Here is an 18,388-nt window from a genome sequence, read left to right on the forward strand (position 1 = left end):
ATCTTCTCCTTTGCAAAGTTTTACTTGTTAACTTAGTTTTTACCAAAATAATAAAAAAAATTACTTTTTATTTTTCTATAAAAATAAAAAAGATGGTATTTATAAAAAAGATAAAAAATCTCATTTATAAATACCATCTTTTTAAATATATAATATTACTTTATTTCTGTATTTAATTCCCCTAAATTCTTTTCTTCAATTAACTCTTCAACAGTTTCTATGCCTGATTTATCTTTTGCTAATATTATAGTTGATATTATTATAAATATTGTACCTAAAATTAATGCTAATGTTAGATGTTCTCCAAATAATATTACTCCCATAATAATACTAACAATTGGTTCAAACGTACCAAGTATTGATGCTGAAGATGCACCTATAAGTTCTATACCTTTTAATAATAATATTATTGATAATATTGTTGATACAACTGATATTAACATATATGAAGATACTAAATTAACTGTAAATGTCATAACTAATGAGTTATTTATAAGTCCATAAAGTATCATTCCAACACCAGCTCCAAAAGATAAATACATAGTAACTACTCTATTATCAACATCTTTAAGCTCCTCAAGGGCTAACATTATAATGTTACCTGCATAACTTATTCCAGAAATTATAGCTAAAACTACACCTAATATACTTAATGTATTATTTTCAAATGCAATTAAAGCATATGCTCCAATTCCTGCAAATATTAATGATGCTAATTTATTTTTACTCATAAGCTTTTTAAATAAAATATATTCAAATATACAAACAAATGCTGGATAAACAAAATGTAATGTAGTTGCAAGTCCTACCCCTAAATAATTATAAGACATAAATAATGTTTGAGTAGTTATTGTATAGCCAAAAAATCCTGTAAAAAATAAATATAGAAATTGTTTTTTTGTTACTTTAATTGATACTTTAGTTATAAGTAAATATACAAAAAGTATAACTGCAGCTATTGAAAATCTAAATACTAATACTGTAGTTGGATTTGAACCATTTTGATATGCAAATTTAGCAAATATAGGCATTAACCCAAATGCAACTGAAGCTAATATTGCAAATAAAATTCCTTTGTAATTTTTCAATTCTTCATCCCCTTAATTATATATAATCACTAACTTTTAAACACGTTCAATTATAGATTGTAAGAGTATAAAATCCTATTGTCAATGGCTATTTTGCTATTGTCATATTTTTATTTCAAATATTGATCCTTCCCCTAATTTACTATTAACAAATATAGTTCCGCCATATATATTTACTAATTTTTTTGCTATAAATAAACCTAATCCATTTCCACCTGTTTTACTATTTCTTGATTCATCAACTCTATAAAATCTATCAAAAAGAAATGGTATATCTTCTTTTGGTATTCCAATACCTCTATCTACAACCTTTAATATTTTATTGTTATTATTTTTTTCAAATATTATATCTATATTTTTATTAGTAGTTGAGTATTTTATAGCATTATCTAATAAAATTATAATAAGTTGCTTCATATGTAACTCGCTCATAGGAAAAGTTTTTACTCCATTATAATTAACTTTAATATTATAATCAGATTTTATAATAGAAAAATCATCTAAAATATTTTTTAAAACTTCTTCCGTATTACAACTTCCACTTAACCTCTCATTCAAGTTATCAAGTTTTGATATATCAAGTAATGTTTTTACTAAATCTATTAATCTATCTACTTCTTCACTACTTGCCTTTATTGATTTATCTAGCACTTCCTTATCATTTTTTCCCCATCTATTTAATAATGATAAATGACCTTTTATTATAGTAAGTGGTGTTTTAAGTTCATGAGAAGCATCTTGAACAAATCTTCTTTCCCTATTAAACGAAGCCTCTAAGTCATCCATTAAAGAGTTAAAAACTATACCAAGCTTTGAAATTTCATCCCTACCATCACCAATTATATTAACTCTTTTATCTAGTCTTCCTTCATTTTTTATTTGTTCCATTGTATTTGTAAGTTCTCTTATATTTTTAAGAAATAATCTTGATATTGCCATTGCACCTATCACACTTATAAATAACCCAAGTACAGCAGTTATTAATATTAAATAACCATAAGATTCAAATATATCATCAAAAATATTAAGTTCTATTCCATATTTACTTCTATGATCTATAAACCAATCAAAAAATACTGCTGTTTGAGCTATTGCTATAAATAATATAAATACTGCAAATACTATTGCAGATGCTATCGTTATTTTCCAAAATATAGGTAATTTCTTATACTTTTCTTTAATCATTATCTCTCATAACATATCCAACTCCTCTTACTGTTTGAATATATTTTTCCTTATCATCTTTATCTAATTTATTTCTTATATATCTTACATATACATCAACAATATTAGTTTCTGCCTCTGAGTTATATCCCCAAACATTATCTAATAATACATCTCTAGTTAGAACTTTATTTTTATTTCTTATAAGTATTAATAAAAGTTGAAATTCTGTATTTGTTAATTCTATAATTTTTTCATCTTTTTTTACTATTCTTCCTTCTACGTCTAATGTTATATCTTTAAATTTAAATTCACTTTTTATATTTTTTCTATTTATTCTCCGAAATATAGCTTCCATTCTAGCTAATAATTCTTCTATTGCAAAAGGTTTTGCAATATAATCATCTGCTCCATTTTGAAGACCAGTAACTTTATCCATAACACTATCTCTTGCCGTTAACATTATTATAGGTGTATCTTTTTCTTTTCTTATTCTTCTACAAACTTCCAAACCATTTATTCCTGGCAACATTAAATCTAGTAATATTAAATCATAATTATTTTTTAATGCTAATTCTACAGCTTTTCTGCCATCACTTGCTACATCAACATTATAACCTTCATATTTTAATTCCATCTGTATAAATAAAACCATATTTTCTTCGTCTTCAACAATTAAAATTTTTCTCATAAAATCCTCCTTCCTAAATTAAATTAATATAAATTGCCTATACTACTATTTAATCACACAATAGCTAAACTATATGTAAATATTTTGAAAATAAGAGAGATTTAAAATCTCTCTTATTTATAATAGTTAATAATTAAATTAATCATCATGATGATTATCCCCATGACCATCATGACAATTATTATCTATTTCTGTTATAGCACCTGTTCTTCCATCTACATTAACTTCTTGAAGCATATTATCTTTATCTTTTATCTCTATCTCATACTCTACAACACCATCATCTACATCTTCTTTTGCGCTTACTAAACTTCCTGGAACTTTCTTTAAAGCTATTTCTTTAGCTTGATCTAATGTATAATTTGGTTTTTCTGCAAACTTCATTTCTATTTTTTCTTCTACTTGCTCTATTGGATTATATTTATTCTCCATAACTTCATGTGTTATAGCTCCCGCAGCTATTGTTCCACATAATAGAACTCCCAATATTGAAAGTCCTATCACTTTTCCTTTACTAATTTTTTTCTTAGCTTTTTTTTCTTTTGAATTATTTTGTGAATCATCTTTATTATTATTTAATTCTATAAATTCTGTATCCTTTATATTTTTGTTTTCATTTATATTATTTTCATTCATAAAAAATCCTCCTAAAAATTTAATATTTATATTATGTATTAATAATAACAACTTAAAATTAAAATATACTTTATATAAAATGAGAATTTTTTAATTTTACTATAAAAATAAAAGAGCAATTATTTAAATAACTGCTCTTTATAATAACTAATTTAAGCTAAAGAATTTAGTGAATGCTTCTACTGAATAGAAATTATCTTTTACTGTTGCAAGTTCTCTTACTGAGTGCATTCCTAATATTGGTGCTCCCATATCAACAACTGGTATACATAAATCAGCTGCTGACATTGGTCCTATTGTTGTTCCACCTTTTACATCTGATCTATTTACAAACTTTTGCATTGGAACATTAGCTTCTTTACATACAGCTTCAAATATTCCAGCTGCAACTCCTTCTGTTGAATAGCTTCCTGATGCTGCAATTTTAAGAACTGGTCCATTTCCAAGAACAGGTCTATTTGTTGGATCATGTTTTTCTGGTAAATTTGGATGTACTGCATGAGCTAAATCTGCTGAAATCATTATTGAATTTGAAAGTGCTCTAAAGAATTCTTCTGTATTTTTATCAAGAGCAATTGCAATTCTTTCTAATGTTCTTCTAATTAAATTTGAATTAGCTCCTTGAGCTGTTAAGCTTCCTATTTCTTCATTATCTATACAAATCATAACTTTTGTTGCATCTATATCTGAACTATTTATTAAAGCTTTAATTCCTGCAAAAACCATCCATTGGTCATCTAACTTTCCAGCTGATATAAATTCTTCATTTACTCCCATTATGCATCCTTTTTCAAATTCATATAGGAATAAATCAAAATCTAATATATCTTCTTTATTAACACCTAATTCTTCTGTAATAAGATTTAATAATAAATCTTCCTTTTCTAAACTTTCATTAACAAATCCAGCTAAAGGTAATGTATCTTTTTGTTTATTAAATTCATAACCTTCATTTACTGATCTATTCATATGAATAGCTAAACTTGGTATTACTAATACTGGCTTATTTATATTTACTAGTTTAACTTCTGGCTTTAATGCTGATTTACCCTTAACTATTACTCTTCCAGCAATTCCAAGTGGTCTATCAAACCAAGTATAAAGTATTGGTCCACCATATACTTCTGTGTTTAATTTTAAATAATGATTTTCTCCTACCATTTCAGCATTTGGCTTAATTTTAAATCCTGGTGCATCTGTATGTGCTCCAATAAGTCTAAAACCATCTTTTTCTATTTCACCATTACCAACAGTAAAAGCTATTACTGCTGAATCATTTTTCTTTAAATAATATTTTCCGCCTTTTTTAACTTTCCATGAGTCAGATTCAAATAATTCTTCAAATCCTTCTTTATCCAAAATTTCTTTTACTGATGAAGCAGCATGATATGCTGTTGGACTATTATATAAGAAATCTATTAATTCATTTGCTAATTTCTTTTGCATAACTATTCCTCCTAAAGCTAAATAACTATTTATTATATATTTTACCACATTTAATACTAAAAATAATTATAAACTAATGATTTAATACTTTATTTAACCTTTAATTATTTAAATTAAAATATGTATAAAGCATAAATTTTAATTTTTTCATTTAAACTAAAATTATATAAATAACCTGAAATAAAATAAACATTTATTTAAATAAATATTAACTTTTAAAATATACTTTTAACTATATAAATTCTAAATTAAAATAATATTTCTTTACCAAATAAAAAATAAAATTTAATTTAAAATATAGTATAAAATTAATGTTTACTTTATTTGATTAATGTTTAACTCTAATATAGAATAAAATATATAAATTAAACGGGGGTAATATTAATGATTTCGCAATTTTTAGTAAAAAAATTCATAAAAGATAGTGAAAATACCGCTAGTAAAAAAGTTCGTAATTCTTATGGATTTTTAGGTGGTATTATTGGAATAATAGTTAATTTTTTATTATTTTTAATAAAATTTAGTGTCGGTACATTAGTATCAAGTATAGCAGTTACTGCTGATGCCTTTAATAACTTATCTGACACGGCTTCTTCAATAATAACTATTGTTGGATTTAATATGGCAAATAAACCAGCTGATGAAGAACATCCTTTTGGACATGGTAGAATTGAGTACTTATCAGCTCTTGTTGTAGCATTTATGGTTATGCTAGTTGGATTTCAATTTGTAAAAACATCATTTGATAGAATAATGAATCCCGAAGCTATTAAATTTGAATGGATTCCTTTTATTCTTCTTATTATTTCTATTTTTCTTAAAGTGTGGCTTTCATTCTTTAATAAATTTATTGGAAATAAAATTGACTCAACAGCTTTAAAAGCATCTGCTGTTGATGCTTTAGGTGATGTATTTACATCAAGTTGTGTTGCAATATCTTTACTTGCTGCTAAATTTACAACTATTCCAATTGATGGTTATGTTGGTATCCTAGTTGCATTATTTATAATTTATTCTGGATTTTCACTTGTTAAAGAAACAATTAATCCTTTACTAGGCGAAGCACCTGACCCTAAATTAGTAAAAGATATACATTCTATGCTTTTATCATACGATTATATAACAGGAATACATGATCTTGTTATACATAACTACGGTCCTGGAAGATGTATGGCATCAGTCCACGCTGAAATACCATCAGATATTGATATTATGAAAATTCATAATATAATAGATAAAGCTGAAAGAGAAATTTCTAAAGAACTTGGTGTATATTTAGTAATTCATATGGACCCAATATGTTTATCTAATGATGAAATTAGAGAAGCTCATAATGAAGTATCAAAAATTATTAAATATAATCCATTAATTAAGTCTATGCATGACTTTAGGATAGTTGGTGAAGGAAATGAAAAAAATCTTATTTTTGATATAGTAGTTAATTCAAAGGCACTAAATAAAATAATGGATGAAAATGCCTTAAAAAAAGATTTAATAAAATCAATAAAAGATATACATCCTCAATATAATTGCATAATAACAATAGACCATGATTATAGTTAATTTAATTATAATTTATAGTAATCATTTGTTTTAAGCAAATTTTATAGAGTAGCTTTTTAGCTACTCTATTGTTAATCTAATAAAACTTTAATTTTTCAAAAAGTTATTTTTTATATTGAATTTTTGGAAATTTTTGTATTATAATCTATTTATAAGTAAATTCTATTTAAAATCTTTTAACTCTTTATTGTTTTATTATCAATTCAAAATAAAATTAATATTTTAATCAATTAAAGGAATATATAGTTCTCTTTAGAGAACTATATTACTATTGCATATAATATTATAAGCATAGAAAAAATCATTGTATTATAGGGGGCTATATGATAAATAATATTAATATTCTTTCTAATATAACTAATACAAAACCTAGTTTTGTGAGTTGGTTTGTAATCTTATTTTTACTGGCTGTATTGGTAATTGGTATTAGATATTATTTTGCCAAAAAGCAATAAAAAGGACAGGAATTCTGTCCTTTTTTATTTTCATAACTATTTTAAAACATAATTCCCTAATAGTAACAAATAAATCTATACAAATATATAATGTATTACTGAAATATTTTATGAGAAGGTGAAATAATGGACACAACTCAAAATCGTCATATGTTTCTAGGTAATAATACACCAAAAGGTTTTTATTCCCTTTTTAAATATTTATTATCTCAAGAAGATGCCAATAGAATTATATGTCTTAAAGGTGGACCTGGAACTGGAAAATCCTCTCTTATGAAAAAACTTGCCTTCCACTTTAAATCTAACGGATATACAGTTGAGGAATATCACTGCTCATCTGATGATCAATCATTAGATGGTGTCTTAGTTAAAGAACTAAAAGCAGCAATTTTAGATGCAACTTCTCCTCATATGACAGACCCACGTTCCCCTGGAGCTATAGATAAAATTATTGACTTAGCTGTCGCTTTAGATAACAAAAATATATCTAAATATAAGAATGAAATTATATCCCTTAGTAATCAAATAAGTGAATGTTTTTCTAGAGCTTATACATTTTTTAACGCTGCAAATTCAGTATATTTGGATTGGCGAAATATAAATAAATCATCTGTAAATAAAGACTTATTATTAAATCTTGAAGAAACAATTAAGTCAGCAGTTTTACCTATTAAATCATCCAATACACTTGGAGGTGAAAGACATCTTTTTGCTACTGCTTTTACTCCAAATGGAATAGTTTCTTTTAGTGAACTTCTATCAAAATCTTTAACAAAATTATTCGTACTTAAAGGTGAACCTGGTCTTTATAAAAGTGATTTATTAAAATCATTAGGAATTTCAGCTCAAAAGCTTGGTTTATATGTTGAGTACTACCATCATCCTCTTTTACCTGATGAATTAGAGCATATAATAATACCTTCAGAAGGAATAGGTATATTTAGTGAAAATGAATTATCAAAAATAAAATTAAATGCAACTGTTTTTGATTTATCCTCCCTTTGTGATAGAAATATATTAGCAAATTATAAAGAAGAATTAGACTTTGATAGAACTGAATTTGATATACTTCTTAATAAAGGTTTATCTTTAATAACAGAAGCTAAACTTACACATGATAAGCTTGAAAAAATATATGTTTCTCACATGGATTTTAATTTAGTAAATAAAATTTATAATGATATAATAATAGATTTTGAAAAGTTTAAAAATTAAATTATCTTTAAATAAACTTAAATCCTAATTAATCTTTAACTGTTTAATATTATGATGGATTATAATTATAAGCAAAAAAAAGATTGCGTAAATTTACGCAATCTTTTTTGCTATTTGTTTATCTGTTTTATAACTGATAATCTATGAAGGGCCCTAGTACACATTATATATTTTACAAGATTTGGAGTGTCTGTGTCATCCTCTAAAATAATTACCCCATCAAATTCTAATCCTTTTGCAAAATATGCTGGTATTAAAACTTTTCCGCCTCTATATATTATGTCATTTCTATCAAATGTAAGTATTTTAACTTTTTCTTTGAGTCTATGAGATAAATTTTTAAGCTCATCTTTTTTCTTAGTTATAACAGCTATACTTTCAAGACCTTCTTCTTCATAATCTTCAATTATAGAAGTTATAGTATCTATAGTTTCTTCAATATTTTCTGTTTCTTCTTCAAGAACGGACTCACCACTTCTTACTAATGGTACAATTTTCTTCTCATCTAAGAATTTACTTGCATATTCCATTATTTGTTGAGTTGATCTATAACTTTTATTTAAACTAAATTCCATTACATTATCTAATATTTCATTTAATTTAAGCATTGCTGGAACTTCTTTTGTATCAATAAGCCTTTGATTACTATCTCCAACTATCGTATAACTCTTAGCTCCTGTTAATTCTTTTAATACTATAAATTGAATATAATTATAATCTTGAGCTTCATCAATTACTACGTGCTTATATTCTTTTTTAGTTTTTTTACCATTTAACTTTATCATTAAATAAAGTATACCTGCAAGATCCATAAAACCAAGATTATCAGTATTTGTAATTTTCTTATATATACTTACTGTATCTTCATTATTAAGCCATTCATTTAATCTTTCTCTTGCATTAATAACTTCTCTTACTATTTCTCTTATTCTTAGTCTTCTAGTAAAATCTAAATTATTTTTTTCAAAAATAAGTTCATCTTCTGTAAGAGCGCTTATTTTTTCTTGTATTTCTTTATTTAACTTCCAAACATACTCATCTCTTTTATCTTTTATTTTAGAAATAAGTATTCTTTTTATTTTATCACTTCTTCTAAATAAAGGCATATAAGCATAATGTTTATTAAATAATTCTCTTATTTCATCTTTTGAAACTATTTCTTCTCCAAAGAATTTTACACTATCTAAAGAAAAATAATTTTCATTCATTTCTTCTATGGAATCATCTAGTTTTCTTACAAATTCAAATGAACTCTTATACTTGTATTCTTTTAAAGCTTCTTCGTTACCTTTCATAGCTTCTTCTATATAATAAGAAAACTCTGTTATAGGTTCATTAATTCCTATTTCTTTAATTGCAAAAGCTTCAAAGGTCATATTATCTACTCCATCTTCACCAAGTGATGGAAGTACACCATTTATATAATCCATAAATATATCATTTGGACCAAGTATTAAAACTTTATCTCCAAATTGTTTTCTAAAATTATATAAAAGATATGATATTCTATGAAGAGCTATTGTTGTTTTTCCTGAACCCGCAACTCCATTTACAACAACAGCTTTATCCTTTGGAGCTCTTATTATTTCATCTTGCTCCTCTTGTATTGTCATTACAATATCTTTAAGTTTCTCACTTGAATTACTTGTTAAAACCATTTGAAGTATTTCATCTTTTACATCTATTGCTGATTCAAATACACCTTTAAGTTCTCCATTTTTTATTACAAGTTGTTTTCTTGATAGTATATCAGCAGATATCTCTCCAGATGGAGAAGTATATGAAGATTCACCAACATTTCCTTTATAGAATAATGAAGCTATAGGAGCACGCCAGTCTACAATGACTGGCTCATATGTTCCTTCTCTTGTAAGTCCAAATCTACCTATATAAATTTCTTCTGGAGAATCTCCCTCTTCTATAAAATTTATTTTTCCAAAGTAAGGTGATTCCTTCAAAATTGTGTATTCCTTAAGCTTTTTATCTATATTTTTAAAAGCTTCCTCTTTTACATAAGCTTCATGGTCAAAGTATTCTAATACTTTATCCTCATCATCTCTATATTCTTCTATTACTTTTTTTCTGTAATCTATAATATATTCTGTTATATATTTTCTTTTTTCTATATAACTTAAAATCTCTTCATTTATTATATTTAATGTGTCATTTAAATGAGCTTCTTCCATAAGGAAATCTAGGTTGTTTTCCATATTATCTATATCTCCTTCCAAAATAGATTGTTACTCACCTATTTACCATCTCTATTATTCTCATTACTTGTTGATTTTTCTTCATTTTCATTGCTTAATTTTAAATCTTTTTTTTCATTATTAGAAGAATTTAAACTCTCTTTGTTTTGCTCTAAATTTTCTACTATTGTAGTAGAAACCTTAGTAACAGCTATTTCATCCTTTGCTTCTAATTTTTCTGTTGATAATATTGAAGCTTCCTTTTTAGAATTTTTTCTACTTTCAGCAAGCATCTTAGCTTCTTTTCTAGCTTGTTCTTTTATTCTATCTTCTTCTTCTTTTTTAATTCTCATTTCTGGATATTTTTCATAAACTATTTCCATAAATTCATTTCCAAAAATAGTTTCCTTTTCAAGAAGAACATTTGATATTTTATCTAAAAGGTCTCTATTATCTTTTAGTAAAGTTCTTGCTTTCTTATGAGCTTCCTTTATTATATTAAGAACTGCTTTATCAACTAAAGTTGAAGTTTCTTCACTACAATTTCTAACAGCCCTACCATCTAAATATCTATTTTGTATTGATTCAAGAGCCATCATATCAAACTCTTCTGTCATACCATACATAGTTACCATTCCTCTAGCTGTTTGAGTTGCTCTTTCTATATCATTTGAAGCTCCTGTTGATACAAGATTAAATACTTCTTCTTCAGCTGATCTACCACCAAGCATTACAGTTATTTGATTCATAAGCTCTTCCTTAGAAATTAGGTATTTTTCTTCTTCAGGTAATTGCATAGTATATCCAAGAGCTCCCATAGTTCTTGGAACTATTGTAATTTTATGAACTGGATCTGCTCCATCTAAAAGAGCTGCAACTAAAGCGTGACCAACTTCATGGAAAGCAACTGCTTTCTTTTCTTTTGGTGAAAGTATTCTATCTTTCTTTTCTTTACCTGCTATTATATCTTCTACTGCTTCTCTTAAGTCATCTTGAATAACTTCTTTTCTACCTTCTCTAACAGCTCTAAGTGCTGCTTCATTCATGATGTTTGCAAGGTCTGCCCCAACTGCACCAGGAGTACTCTTTGCTATTTCTTCTAAATTTACGTCTTTTCCAAGTTTAATATCTTTTGCATGAACTTTAAGTATAGCCTCTCTTCCTGGAAAATCTGGTCTATCAACTATAACTCTTCTATCAAATCTACCTGGTCTAAGTAATGCTTTATCAAGTATTTCAGGTCTATTTGTAGCCCCAAGTATTACTATACCCTTTGATGAATCAAAACCATCCATTTCAGCCAATAACTGATTAAGTGTTTGTTCTCTTTCATCATTACTTTGAAGTTGACTATCTCTACTCTTACCAACAGCATCAATTTCATCTATAAAGATTATACAAGGAGCTTTTTCTTGAGCATCCTTAAATAATTCTCTAACTCTTTTAGCTCCAGCACCAACAAACATCTCAACAAAGCTTGAACCTGATATTGAGAAAAATGGTACCTTTGCTTCTCCTGCAACTGCTTTTGCTAGTAATGTTTTACCTGTTCCTGGAGGTCCAACTAAAAGAACTCCTTTTGGTAGCTTAGCTCCTATTTCAGTATATTTACTAGGATCATTTAAGAAATCTATTACCTCTTCAAGAGATTCTTTAGCTTCTTCTTGTCCTGCAACATCCTTAAATGTTACGCCTATTTCATCTTCTAAATAAACTTTAGCATTATTTTTTCCAAGTGACATCATTCCGCCACCCATTTTACCTGCCATTTTTGAGAATATTACTTTCCACATTATAAACATGAATAAAAATAATAATCCATAACTTACTAAGAAGTCAAAAATAGGTGATTGTTTAGGATTTTTTCCTGTTACGTCAATTCCTGCTGAATTTAATTGTTTAAGTAAGTCATTGTTTGGTATATTTGCTGTATATAAAGTCTTTCCTTTGTATTCACTCTTATCATTTGGTGTAATAATTAAATTCTCAGTAGTTATTACAACCTTTGAAATTTGTTTATCCTTCACCATTTGTTGGAATGAAGTATAACTAATCTCTTTGTTCATTGATGTCTCTCTAATGTAATTAAAGGACATTATAATTGCTAAGGCTATTAAAAAATATATAATCCCAGCCTTATTTTTATTTTGTTTTTGGTTTTCTGGCTCCATACAATCCACCTCTCTTTTCCTTATAATTATTGTAAAAATCCTATCTCATTGAAAGGATATATTTTAACTTGTGCTTTACCTAATATTTGATCTCCATTTATATACGGATTCTTCCAAAATCTAGCATCATTTGAATTTGCCCTATTATCCCCTAAGAAAAAGTACTTACCTTCTGGAACCTTAAATGTTCCATAAAACTCCATAGGATTTTTTACATATGGTTCATCTAACTTCTTGCCATTTACATAAACAGAAGTACAATCAAATCTTATTTCATCTCCTGGAAGTCCTATAAGTCTTTTTATAACTACCTCATCAAGTTCTTTAGAGTTAAAAACTACTATATCACCTCTTTTTAAATTTTCTGGCTTATAAACTTTTGTTACTAAAAGCCTATCATTTACATTTAAAGTTGGTGCCATTGATGAACTTGGTATATAAACTCTAAATATTAAAAATCTATTTATTAATATAGCTAATACAACAGCTATAATTATTGGTATAATCCAATCTTTAAAAAAATTTAACTTAGTATTATTCATCCCACATTCCTTCCATTAATTCACTAATATACTTTTTTCTTTTAATGGTTTCTTCTTCACTATAATAGTATTGATTATTTTCTTCATATACTACATCACCACTTTTTAACTTTATAGAAAATTCATTTTTAGGAACATTTAATATTTTATTATCTAAAGACTGTAAAATATAATATCGTCCTTCACTTCTATCAACTACATAAATTTTTCTCATAAATGCATTATATACCTGTTTAACCTTTCCTAAATATTGATATTAAATTAAATTTAATTATATCATACTTTTTTGACAAATTTATTTCATGAAATTTAAATTTTTATATTATATTCTTGTCCTTTTTTAAATACTTTTAATCTTATTTTCACATTATATCATATGTAATTTATATTTCAATATTATACAATATTAAATACCACTTAAGTATTTTTTAATAACAAAAATAAACGAATAAACTAATTAGTTTATTCGTTCTAAATTACATTAAAATCTTTTACTATTATTAAATAAAATATTATTTTATACTTCCAAATTCCCTTATTGGATATATTCTAAGTTGTGCCTCACCTTTTATATCTTCCTTTGGAATATATGGATCTTCCCAATACCTTGAGTCAGCTGAATTTTTTCTATTATCTCCTAAGAAAAAATATTTACCTTCTGGAACTTTGAACTCCCCAAAAAAACCATCTGGATTTTTCACATAATCCTCTTGAATAAATTCTCCATTAATATAAAGTTCATTTCCTCTTACATCAATTTCATCTCCTGGAAGACCTATAAGCCTCTTTATCATAATCTCATTTTTTTCTTTATTTTTAAAGACTATGATATCCCCTCTTTTTAAATTGTTAAAATTATAAACTTTTGTTACTAAAAACTTTTCTCCTACTTTTATAGTAGGTTCCATTGATGATGTAGGAACTTCTACTTTAAAAATTAAAAATTTGTTTATTAGTAAAGCTAATATTACAGCTAAGATAATAGGACAGACTATGTCCATAATAAATTTTTTTCCCATACTTTTCCCCACTTTATACCCTTCAGTTAAATTTAAATTACTTCATTTTTAATTATATCATCATAGCTCTCTCTTTTACATATAATTTTAATTTTTCCATCTTTAACCATAATAACTGCTGGCTTTGGAATCTTATTGTAATTATTAGACATTGAATAACCATATGCACCCGTTGACATAACTGCAAGAACATCTCCACTTAAAACAGATGGTATTTTTATTGCATTTAATAATATATCACCAGATTCGCAACACTTTCCAGATATAGTTACTTTCTCTTTAGCATCATATATAACCCTATTTGCAACTATACATTCATATCTAGCCTTATATAATGCTGGTCTTATATTATCAGTCATACCACCATCTACAGATACATATTTTCTAACTGATGGTATATTTTTTATTGAGCCTATAGTATATAATGTTATTCCTGCATTTCCAGCTATTGACCTTCCCGGCTCTATAATAAGTATAGGTCTTTCCAATTCTAAATTTTTGCAAACTTCATCTACTTTATTTATTATAGCATTACAATATTCCTCTATTTCTCTTGGTTTATCTTCATCACTATAATATATTCCAAATCCACCACCTAAATCTAACTCTTTTATTATATATCCAGTTTCATTCTTAACTCTATTTATTAAATTAAGCATTATCTCAGCCGCATCTTCGTAAGGAGTTATTTCAAATATTTGTGAACCTATATGACAATGAAGCCCAAGTAAATTTATGTTTTCCAATTTTATAGCCCTTTTTATAGCATTTATTATATTATCTCCTACTGGTGCAAAACCAAACTTAGAATCAATTTGTCCTGTCTTTATATATTCATGTGTATGTGCCTCAATACCTGGAGTAATTCTTAAATAAATATCTTGCTTTCTTTCATAATCTCTAGCAATTTTATTAAGCTGTTCTATTTCAAATAAATTATCCACTACAAATGTTCCAACACCAAGTTTTACACCCATTTCAATTTCTTCTAATGTTTTATTATTTCCATGAAATAATACTTTTTTTAATGGAAAATCAGCTTTATATGCTGTATATAATTCTCCACCTGAAACAACATCTAAACATAAGCCTTCTTCCTCTATTATTTTACACATCGCTAAAGTTAAAAATGCTTTTCCAGCATAGGCTACCTTATTACCTCTATTTTCACAACTAAAGGCCTGAAAATACCTTCTACAATTTTCTCTAATTAAATTCTCATCCATAACATATAAAGGAGTTCCAAACTCTTCAACTAACTTTGTTGTTTTTACTCCTCCAATTACTAAAGTATTTTCTTCAGTCCTCATATTACCAAATAGTTTCATTTAAATTCCTCCAATTCATTTAAGTAAAACAAAACGTCACAGGAAAATTCCTGTGACGGGTAATAACGTTATAACATTAAGGTATTATAATTACAAAAACTTAAGCCTAAAATTAATATATTCTAAACTCACTTATATAGTAATTTAAAAATCCTTGTAGCTCTCCACGTTATGTGACAGTTATGCATATATTATATACATACCCAGAAAAATTATATTTGCATTATAATTTAACTTCGGCCAATCATCCTTTCATCCTTATTCATAGTCTGCAAAACTCCTAAAGATTACTCTTAATCTCGGCACCTCTACCCTAAGATTTGTTCTTTCCTAATATATTATTATTTTTTATTATTTATGATACTATAAATTTATTTAAATTTAAAGTCTTTTATACATTAATATTCTTTTTCCCTATAAATATTCATTAAATCTCCCATTATCTCTGCTGATGATGGTGGTGTATAACTTATTGCATTAGCTCCAGCTTCTATTGTTTCTAATATACTTTCTTCAGTATTTCCTCCAGTTGCAATTATAGGAACTAAAGGATACTTTTCTCTTATTTTCTTAACAATTCTAGCTGTATTTTTTCCACCTGATACATTTAATATAGTGGCACCTGAATTTAATCTTTCTTCTATATCTGTATCTTCTGATACAACTGTTACAACAACAGGAATATCTATTGTTTTTCTTATCTTTTTTATTACACTGTTTGTTGTTGGTGCATTTACAACTATCCCTATTACTCCTTTAAATTCAGCATCTAATGCTAAGTTTATAACTCTCCTACCTTGAGTTATTCCACCTCCAACTCCACAAAACACAGGAACATCAGCTGCTGTTATTATAGCCTCAGTTATTTTTGGTTGGGGGGTGAAAGGATATACTGCCATTATTGCATCTGCATTTGTATTTTTTATCATGGCAACATCAGTTGAAAACATTATTGATTTAATTCTCTTTCCAAATATCTTTATTCCACTACACTTTCTTATTGCAGAAGGTGCTTCAATTATATGATTTCTAAATGTTCCTAATATTTCTGGAACATATTTTTCATTATCCTTACTCATTTTTATCCCTCCAAAAACTTACATTGCTTTGCTTTACAACTTATTATATAACCAACTTCCATTAATTAAAATATTTATTTTTGATAAATAAAAAATATTTATTCATTTTATAGATAAGTATGTATTATTTGTAATATAATGTTTACAAATAATATTGATTTATAAAAGGCGGTGTTTTTTTATTTATGCTTCAACTAAAAAAATTTTTTCTCCCGTACAAAATCTTAATTTCAATATATCTATTTTTTATACTTACTGCTTTTACTATTAATTCTCCTAAAGAAATCTTTATAGGATTAAAAAACATAATATTAACACCTGATATTCTAATAACTGATTATATTCAAATTGCTGGCATTGGTGCTACATTAGTAAATGCAGCATTGACAAGTATTATAAGCATTTTTATATTAGTAGCTTTAAAAATTAAACCTAATGGCTCAACTATAATGGCATTATGGCTTATGACTGGCTTTTCTTTCTTTGGCAAAAATATAATTAATATATGGCCTGTTATGTTTGGTGTTTATCTATATTCCAAATATCAAAAGCAACCTTTAATGAATTATTCCTTAGTAATGTTATTATCAACAACTCTAGCCCCAACTGTTACTCAACTTAGTTTTTCATCTAATAATCTATTGCTAGGTATTACTTTAGGGTCATTAATAGGAGTATTTACAGGATTCCTACTAACTCCTATAGCAACTCATTGTATTTCAGCTCATGGCGGTTATAACCTTTATAATATAGGCTTTGCTTGTGGACTTCTTGCAACACTTCTTATGTCCATTTTTAGAATATTTGGAATAGACTTTAAAACTCAATTAGTTTGGAGTACCGGAAACAACACATTTCTTTTTATATTTATGCTTATAATATCTATTTACTTAATTTGTATTGGACTCTATTTTGGAAAAGATTATAAAAATAACTTAAAAAAAATAAATAGTTTTTCTGGAAAACTTGTATCAGATTTTTATATTTTATTTGGAGAAACATCTTATATTAATATGGGAATAATAGGTATTTTCTCAAGTATATACTTATTATTATTTGGTGGAGACTTAAACGGTCCAACAATTGGTGGTTTATTTACTATAATAGGTTTTGGCTGTTTTGGAAAACATATAAAAAACATAGTACCTGTAATGATTGGAGCTACTATATGTGCTATTATAGGAGTTAATGATATATCTGATCCTGGAATTCAACTCGCAATACTATTCAGTACTTGTCTTGCTCCTATATCAGGTAAATTTGGTTGGAAATATGGAATACTAGCAGGTATACTTCATGTTTCATTAGTTACAAATGTAGGATATTTACATGGTGGGTTAAATTTATATAATAATGGACTTGCAGGTGGATTTGTAGCAATGATTTTAATACCAATTATAACAACATTCAAAAGGGAGGTTTACACAAATGAAATTTAATGTAGAAAAAAAACTTAAGATAATTAATGAAATTATGTCATTTTGTTATCACTTAAATAGTACTGACATTAATGTAAACGTAAAAACTATAGAAAATACATCTATTATTTTAATAAAGGCAAAAATTGAAAATTTATCAGATGAAACTTTAATGAATTTAACTCAAACTCTTAATATTCCACGCCAACATGAAGTTGAACAATACTATTGGCATTTAGGAGGAAATAATGAATTTGACTCTGAATTATCTTTAGTTGGTATGATGGTAGATAGTGCAACTATTTCTTATGATAATAATATATTAGTTATAGAACTTAAAAGAATTGAAAATTATTAAAAAATCCACATAACTATATCAAACTA

At 26.4% G+C, this 18,388-nt stretch carries 16 protein-coding genes and 1 riboswitch; of the genes, 4 read left to right on the top strand and 12 right to left on the bottom strand.

Annotated elements, in window-relative coordinates:
- Nucleotides 1–155: 155 nt before the first annotated feature.
- The 5 genes from AC4FQ1_RS05140 to AC4FQ1_RS05160 all read right to left on the bottom strand — a co-directional run bounded on the left by AC4FQ1_RS05140 (nt 156) and on the right by AC4FQ1_RS05160 (nt 5,025).
- Nucleotides 156–1,088 carry a DMT family transporter gene (locus tag AC4FQ1_RS05140; protein ID WP_491169122.1) on the bottom strand — a complete coding sequence of 311 codons (933 nt, stop codon included), beginning with the start codon at nt 1,086–1,088 and terminating at the stop codon, nt 156–158.
- Nucleotides 1,089–1,190: 102 nt separating this feature from the next.
- Nucleotides 1,191–2,273, bottom strand: a complete 1,083-nt coding sequence (locus AC4FQ1_RS05145) for a sensor histidine kinase (RefSeq protein WP_491169123.1) — start codon at nt 2,271–2,273, stop codon at nt 1,191–1,193.
- Nucleotides 2,266–2,943, bottom strand: a complete 678-nt coding sequence (locus AC4FQ1_RS05150; protein WP_491169124.1) for a response regulator transcription factor — start codon at nt 2,941–2,943, stop codon at nt 2,266–2,268. The genes AC4FQ1_RS05145 and AC4FQ1_RS05150 overlap by 8 nt, the downstream gene beginning before the upstream one ends.
- Before the next feature lie 138 nt (nt 2,944–3,081).
- Complete coding sequence (locus tag AC4FQ1_RS05155; protein ID WP_303128917.1) at nt 3,082–3,579, bottom strand: PepSY domain-containing protein; 498 nt, start codon at nt 3,577–3,579, stop codon at nt 3,082–3,084.
- Nucleotides 3,580–3,726: 147 nt separating this feature from the next.
- Nucleotides 3,727–5,025 carry a M18 family aminopeptidase gene (locus AC4FQ1_RS05160; protein WP_491169125.1) on the bottom strand — a complete coding sequence of 433 codons (1,299 nt, stop codon included), beginning with the start codon at nt 5,023–5,025 and terminating at the stop codon, nt 3,727–3,729.
- Between the two features lie 384 nt (nt 5,026–5,409).
- On the opposite strand from AC4FQ1_RS05160, the gene AC4FQ1_RS05165 reads away from it, so the two are divergent.
- On the top strand, nt 5,410–6,588 hold the full coding sequence (locus AC4FQ1_RS05165; protein WP_303128921.1) for a cation diffusion facilitator family transporter: 1,179 nt from the start codon (nt 5,410–5,412) through the stop codon (nt 6,586–6,588).
- 605 nt (nt 6,589–7,193) lie between these two features.
- Nucleotides 7,194–8,258 (top strand): P-loop domain-containing protein, encoded by a 1,065-nt coding sequence (locus tag AC4FQ1_RS05170; protein ID WP_491169126.1) that lies wholly within the window; start codon nt 7,194–7,196, stop codon nt 8,256–8,258.
- Between the two features lie 110 nt (nt 8,259–8,368).
- On the opposite strand, the gene AC4FQ1_RS05175 is transcribed toward AC4FQ1_RS05170, so the two are convergent.
- From AC4FQ1_RS05175 to AC4FQ1_RS05205, 7 genes are all read right to left on the bottom strand, one after another.
- The gene (locus AC4FQ1_RS05175) at nt 8,369–10,468 is read right to left on the bottom strand and encodes a HelD family protein (RefSeq protein ID WP_491169127.1); all 2,100 of its coding nucleotides are present in this window, start codon (nt 10,466–10,468) and stop codon (nt 8,369–8,371) included.
- A gap of 38 nt (nt 10,469–10,506) precedes the next feature.
- Entirely contained in the window at nt 10,507–12,618 is a 2,112-nt protein-coding gene (ftsH, locus tag AC4FQ1_RS05180) for an ATP-dependent zinc metalloprotease FtsH (RefSeq protein WP_491169128.1), read from the bottom strand.
- A gap of 26 nt (nt 12,619–12,644) precedes the next feature.
- A complete protein-coding gene (gene lepB / locus AC4FQ1_RS05185) occupies nt 12,645–13,160 on the bottom strand; it encodes a signal peptidase I (RefSeq protein WP_491169129.1) in 516 nt (171 codons plus the stop codon).
- The gene (locus AC4FQ1_RS05190) at nt 13,153–13,374 is read right to left on the bottom strand and encodes a DUF3006 domain-containing protein (protein WP_303128925.1); all 222 of its coding nucleotides are present in this window, start codon (nt 13,372–13,374) and stop codon (nt 13,153–13,155) included. Before AC4FQ1_RS05190 ends, lepB (AC4FQ1_RS05185) begins: the two co-directional genes overlap by 8 nt.
- 298 nt (nt 13,375–13,672) lie before the next feature.
- Complete coding sequence (lepB, locus tag AC4FQ1_RS05195; protein WP_491169130.1) at nt 13,673–14,179, bottom strand: signal peptidase I; 507 nt, start codon at nt 14,177–14,179, stop codon at nt 13,673–13,675.
- A gap of 32 nt (nt 14,180–14,211) precedes the next feature.
- Nucleotides 14,212–15,507 (bottom strand): diaminopimelate decarboxylase, encoded by a 1,296-nt coding sequence (gene lysA, locus AC4FQ1_RS05200; protein WP_491169131.1) that lies wholly within the window; start codon nt 15,505–15,507, stop codon nt 14,212–14,214.
- A 149-nt stretch (nt 15,508–15,656) separates the two neighbouring features.
- A riboswitch (Lysine riboswitch) is annotated at nt 15,657–15,826 on the bottom strand.
- 79 nt (nt 15,827–15,905) lie between these two features.
- Nucleotides 15,906–16,586, bottom strand: coding sequence for a beta/alpha barrel domain-containing protein (locus AC4FQ1_RS05205; RefSeq protein ID WP_303128932.1), 681 nt, complete (start codon nt 16,584–16,586; stop codon nt 15,906–15,908).
- Between the two features lie 185 nt (nt 16,587–16,771).
- Here AC4FQ1_RS05205 and AC4FQ1_RS05210 point away from each other — a divergent pair, with 185 nt between their 5' ends.
- Together AC4FQ1_RS05210 and AC4FQ1_RS05215 are read left to right on the top strand one after the other, a co-directional pair.
- On the top strand, nt 16,772–18,025 hold the full coding sequence (locus tag AC4FQ1_RS05210; protein WP_491169132.1) for a DUF1576 domain-containing protein: 1,254 nt from the start codon (nt 16,772–16,774) through the stop codon (nt 18,023–18,025).
- Complete coding sequence (locus AC4FQ1_RS05215) at nt 18,015–18,362, top strand: hypothetical protein (protein WP_491169133.1); 348 nt, start codon at nt 18,015–18,017, stop codon at nt 18,360–18,362. Before AC4FQ1_RS05210 ends, AC4FQ1_RS05215 begins: the two co-directional genes overlap by 11 nt.
- Nucleotides 18,363–18,388 lie beyond the last annotated feature (26 nt).

This window comes from Clostridium sp. TJA020 (assembly GCF_058310295.1).

Bases quoted from the DNA above. Each gene is read 5' to 3' on its own strand.
- AC4FQ1_RS05145 (WP_491169123.1), bottom strand. From the start codon at position 2,273: ATGATTAAAGAAAAGTATAAGAAATTACCTATATTTTGGAAAATAACG.
- AC4FQ1_RS05150 (WP_491169124.1), bottom strand. From the start codon at position 2,943: ATGAGAAAAATTTTAATTGTTGAAGACGAAGAAAATATGGTTTTATTT.
- AC4FQ1_RS05155 (WP_303128917.1), bottom strand. From the start codon at position 3,579: ATGAATGAAAATAATATAAATGAAAACAAAAATATAAAGGATACAGAA.
- AC4FQ1_RS05160 (WP_491169125.1), bottom strand. From the start codon at position 5,025: ATGCAAAAGAAATTAGCAAATGAATTAATAGATTTCTTATATAATAGT.
- AC4FQ1_RS05165 (WP_303128921.1), top strand. From the start codon at position 5,410: ATGATTTCGCAATTTTTAGTAAAAAAATTCATAAAAGATAGTGAAAAT.
- AC4FQ1_RS05170 (WP_491169126.1), top strand. From the start codon at position 7,194: ATGTTTCTAGGTAATAATACACCAAAAGGTTTTTATTCCCTTTTTAAA.
- AC4FQ1_RS05175 (WP_491169127.1), bottom strand. From the start codon at position 10,468: ATGGAAAACAACCTAGATTTCCTTATGGAAGAAGCTCATTTAAATGAC.
- ftsH (WP_491169128.1), bottom strand. From the start codon at position 12,618: ATGGAGCCAGAAAACCAAAAACAAAATAAAAATAAGGCTGGGATTATA.
- lepB (WP_491169129.1), bottom strand. From the start codon at position 13,160: ATGAATAATACTAAGTTAAATTTTTTTAAAGATTGGATTATACCAATA.
- AC4FQ1_RS05190 (WP_303128925.1), bottom strand. From the start codon at position 13,374: ATGAGAAAAATTTATGTAGTTGATAGAAGTGAAGGACGATATTATATT.
- lepB (WP_491169130.1), bottom strand. From the start codon at position 14,179: ATGGGAAAAAAATTTATTATGGACATAGTCTGTCCTATTATCTTAGCT.
- lysA (WP_491169131.1), bottom strand. From the start codon at position 15,507: ATGAAACTATTTGGTAATATGAGGACTGAAGAAAATACTTTAGTAATT.
- AC4FQ1_RS05205 (WP_303128932.1), bottom strand. From the start codon at position 16,586: ATGAGTAAGGATAATGAAAAATATGTTCCAGAAATATTAGGAACATTT.
- AC4FQ1_RS05210 (WP_491169132.1), top strand. From the start codon at position 16,772: ATGCTTCAACTAAAAAAATTTTTTCTCCCGTACAAAATCTTAATTTCA.
- AC4FQ1_RS05215 (WP_491169133.1), top strand. From the start codon at position 18,015: ATGAAATTTAATGTAGAAAAAAAACTTAAGATAATTAATGAAATTATG.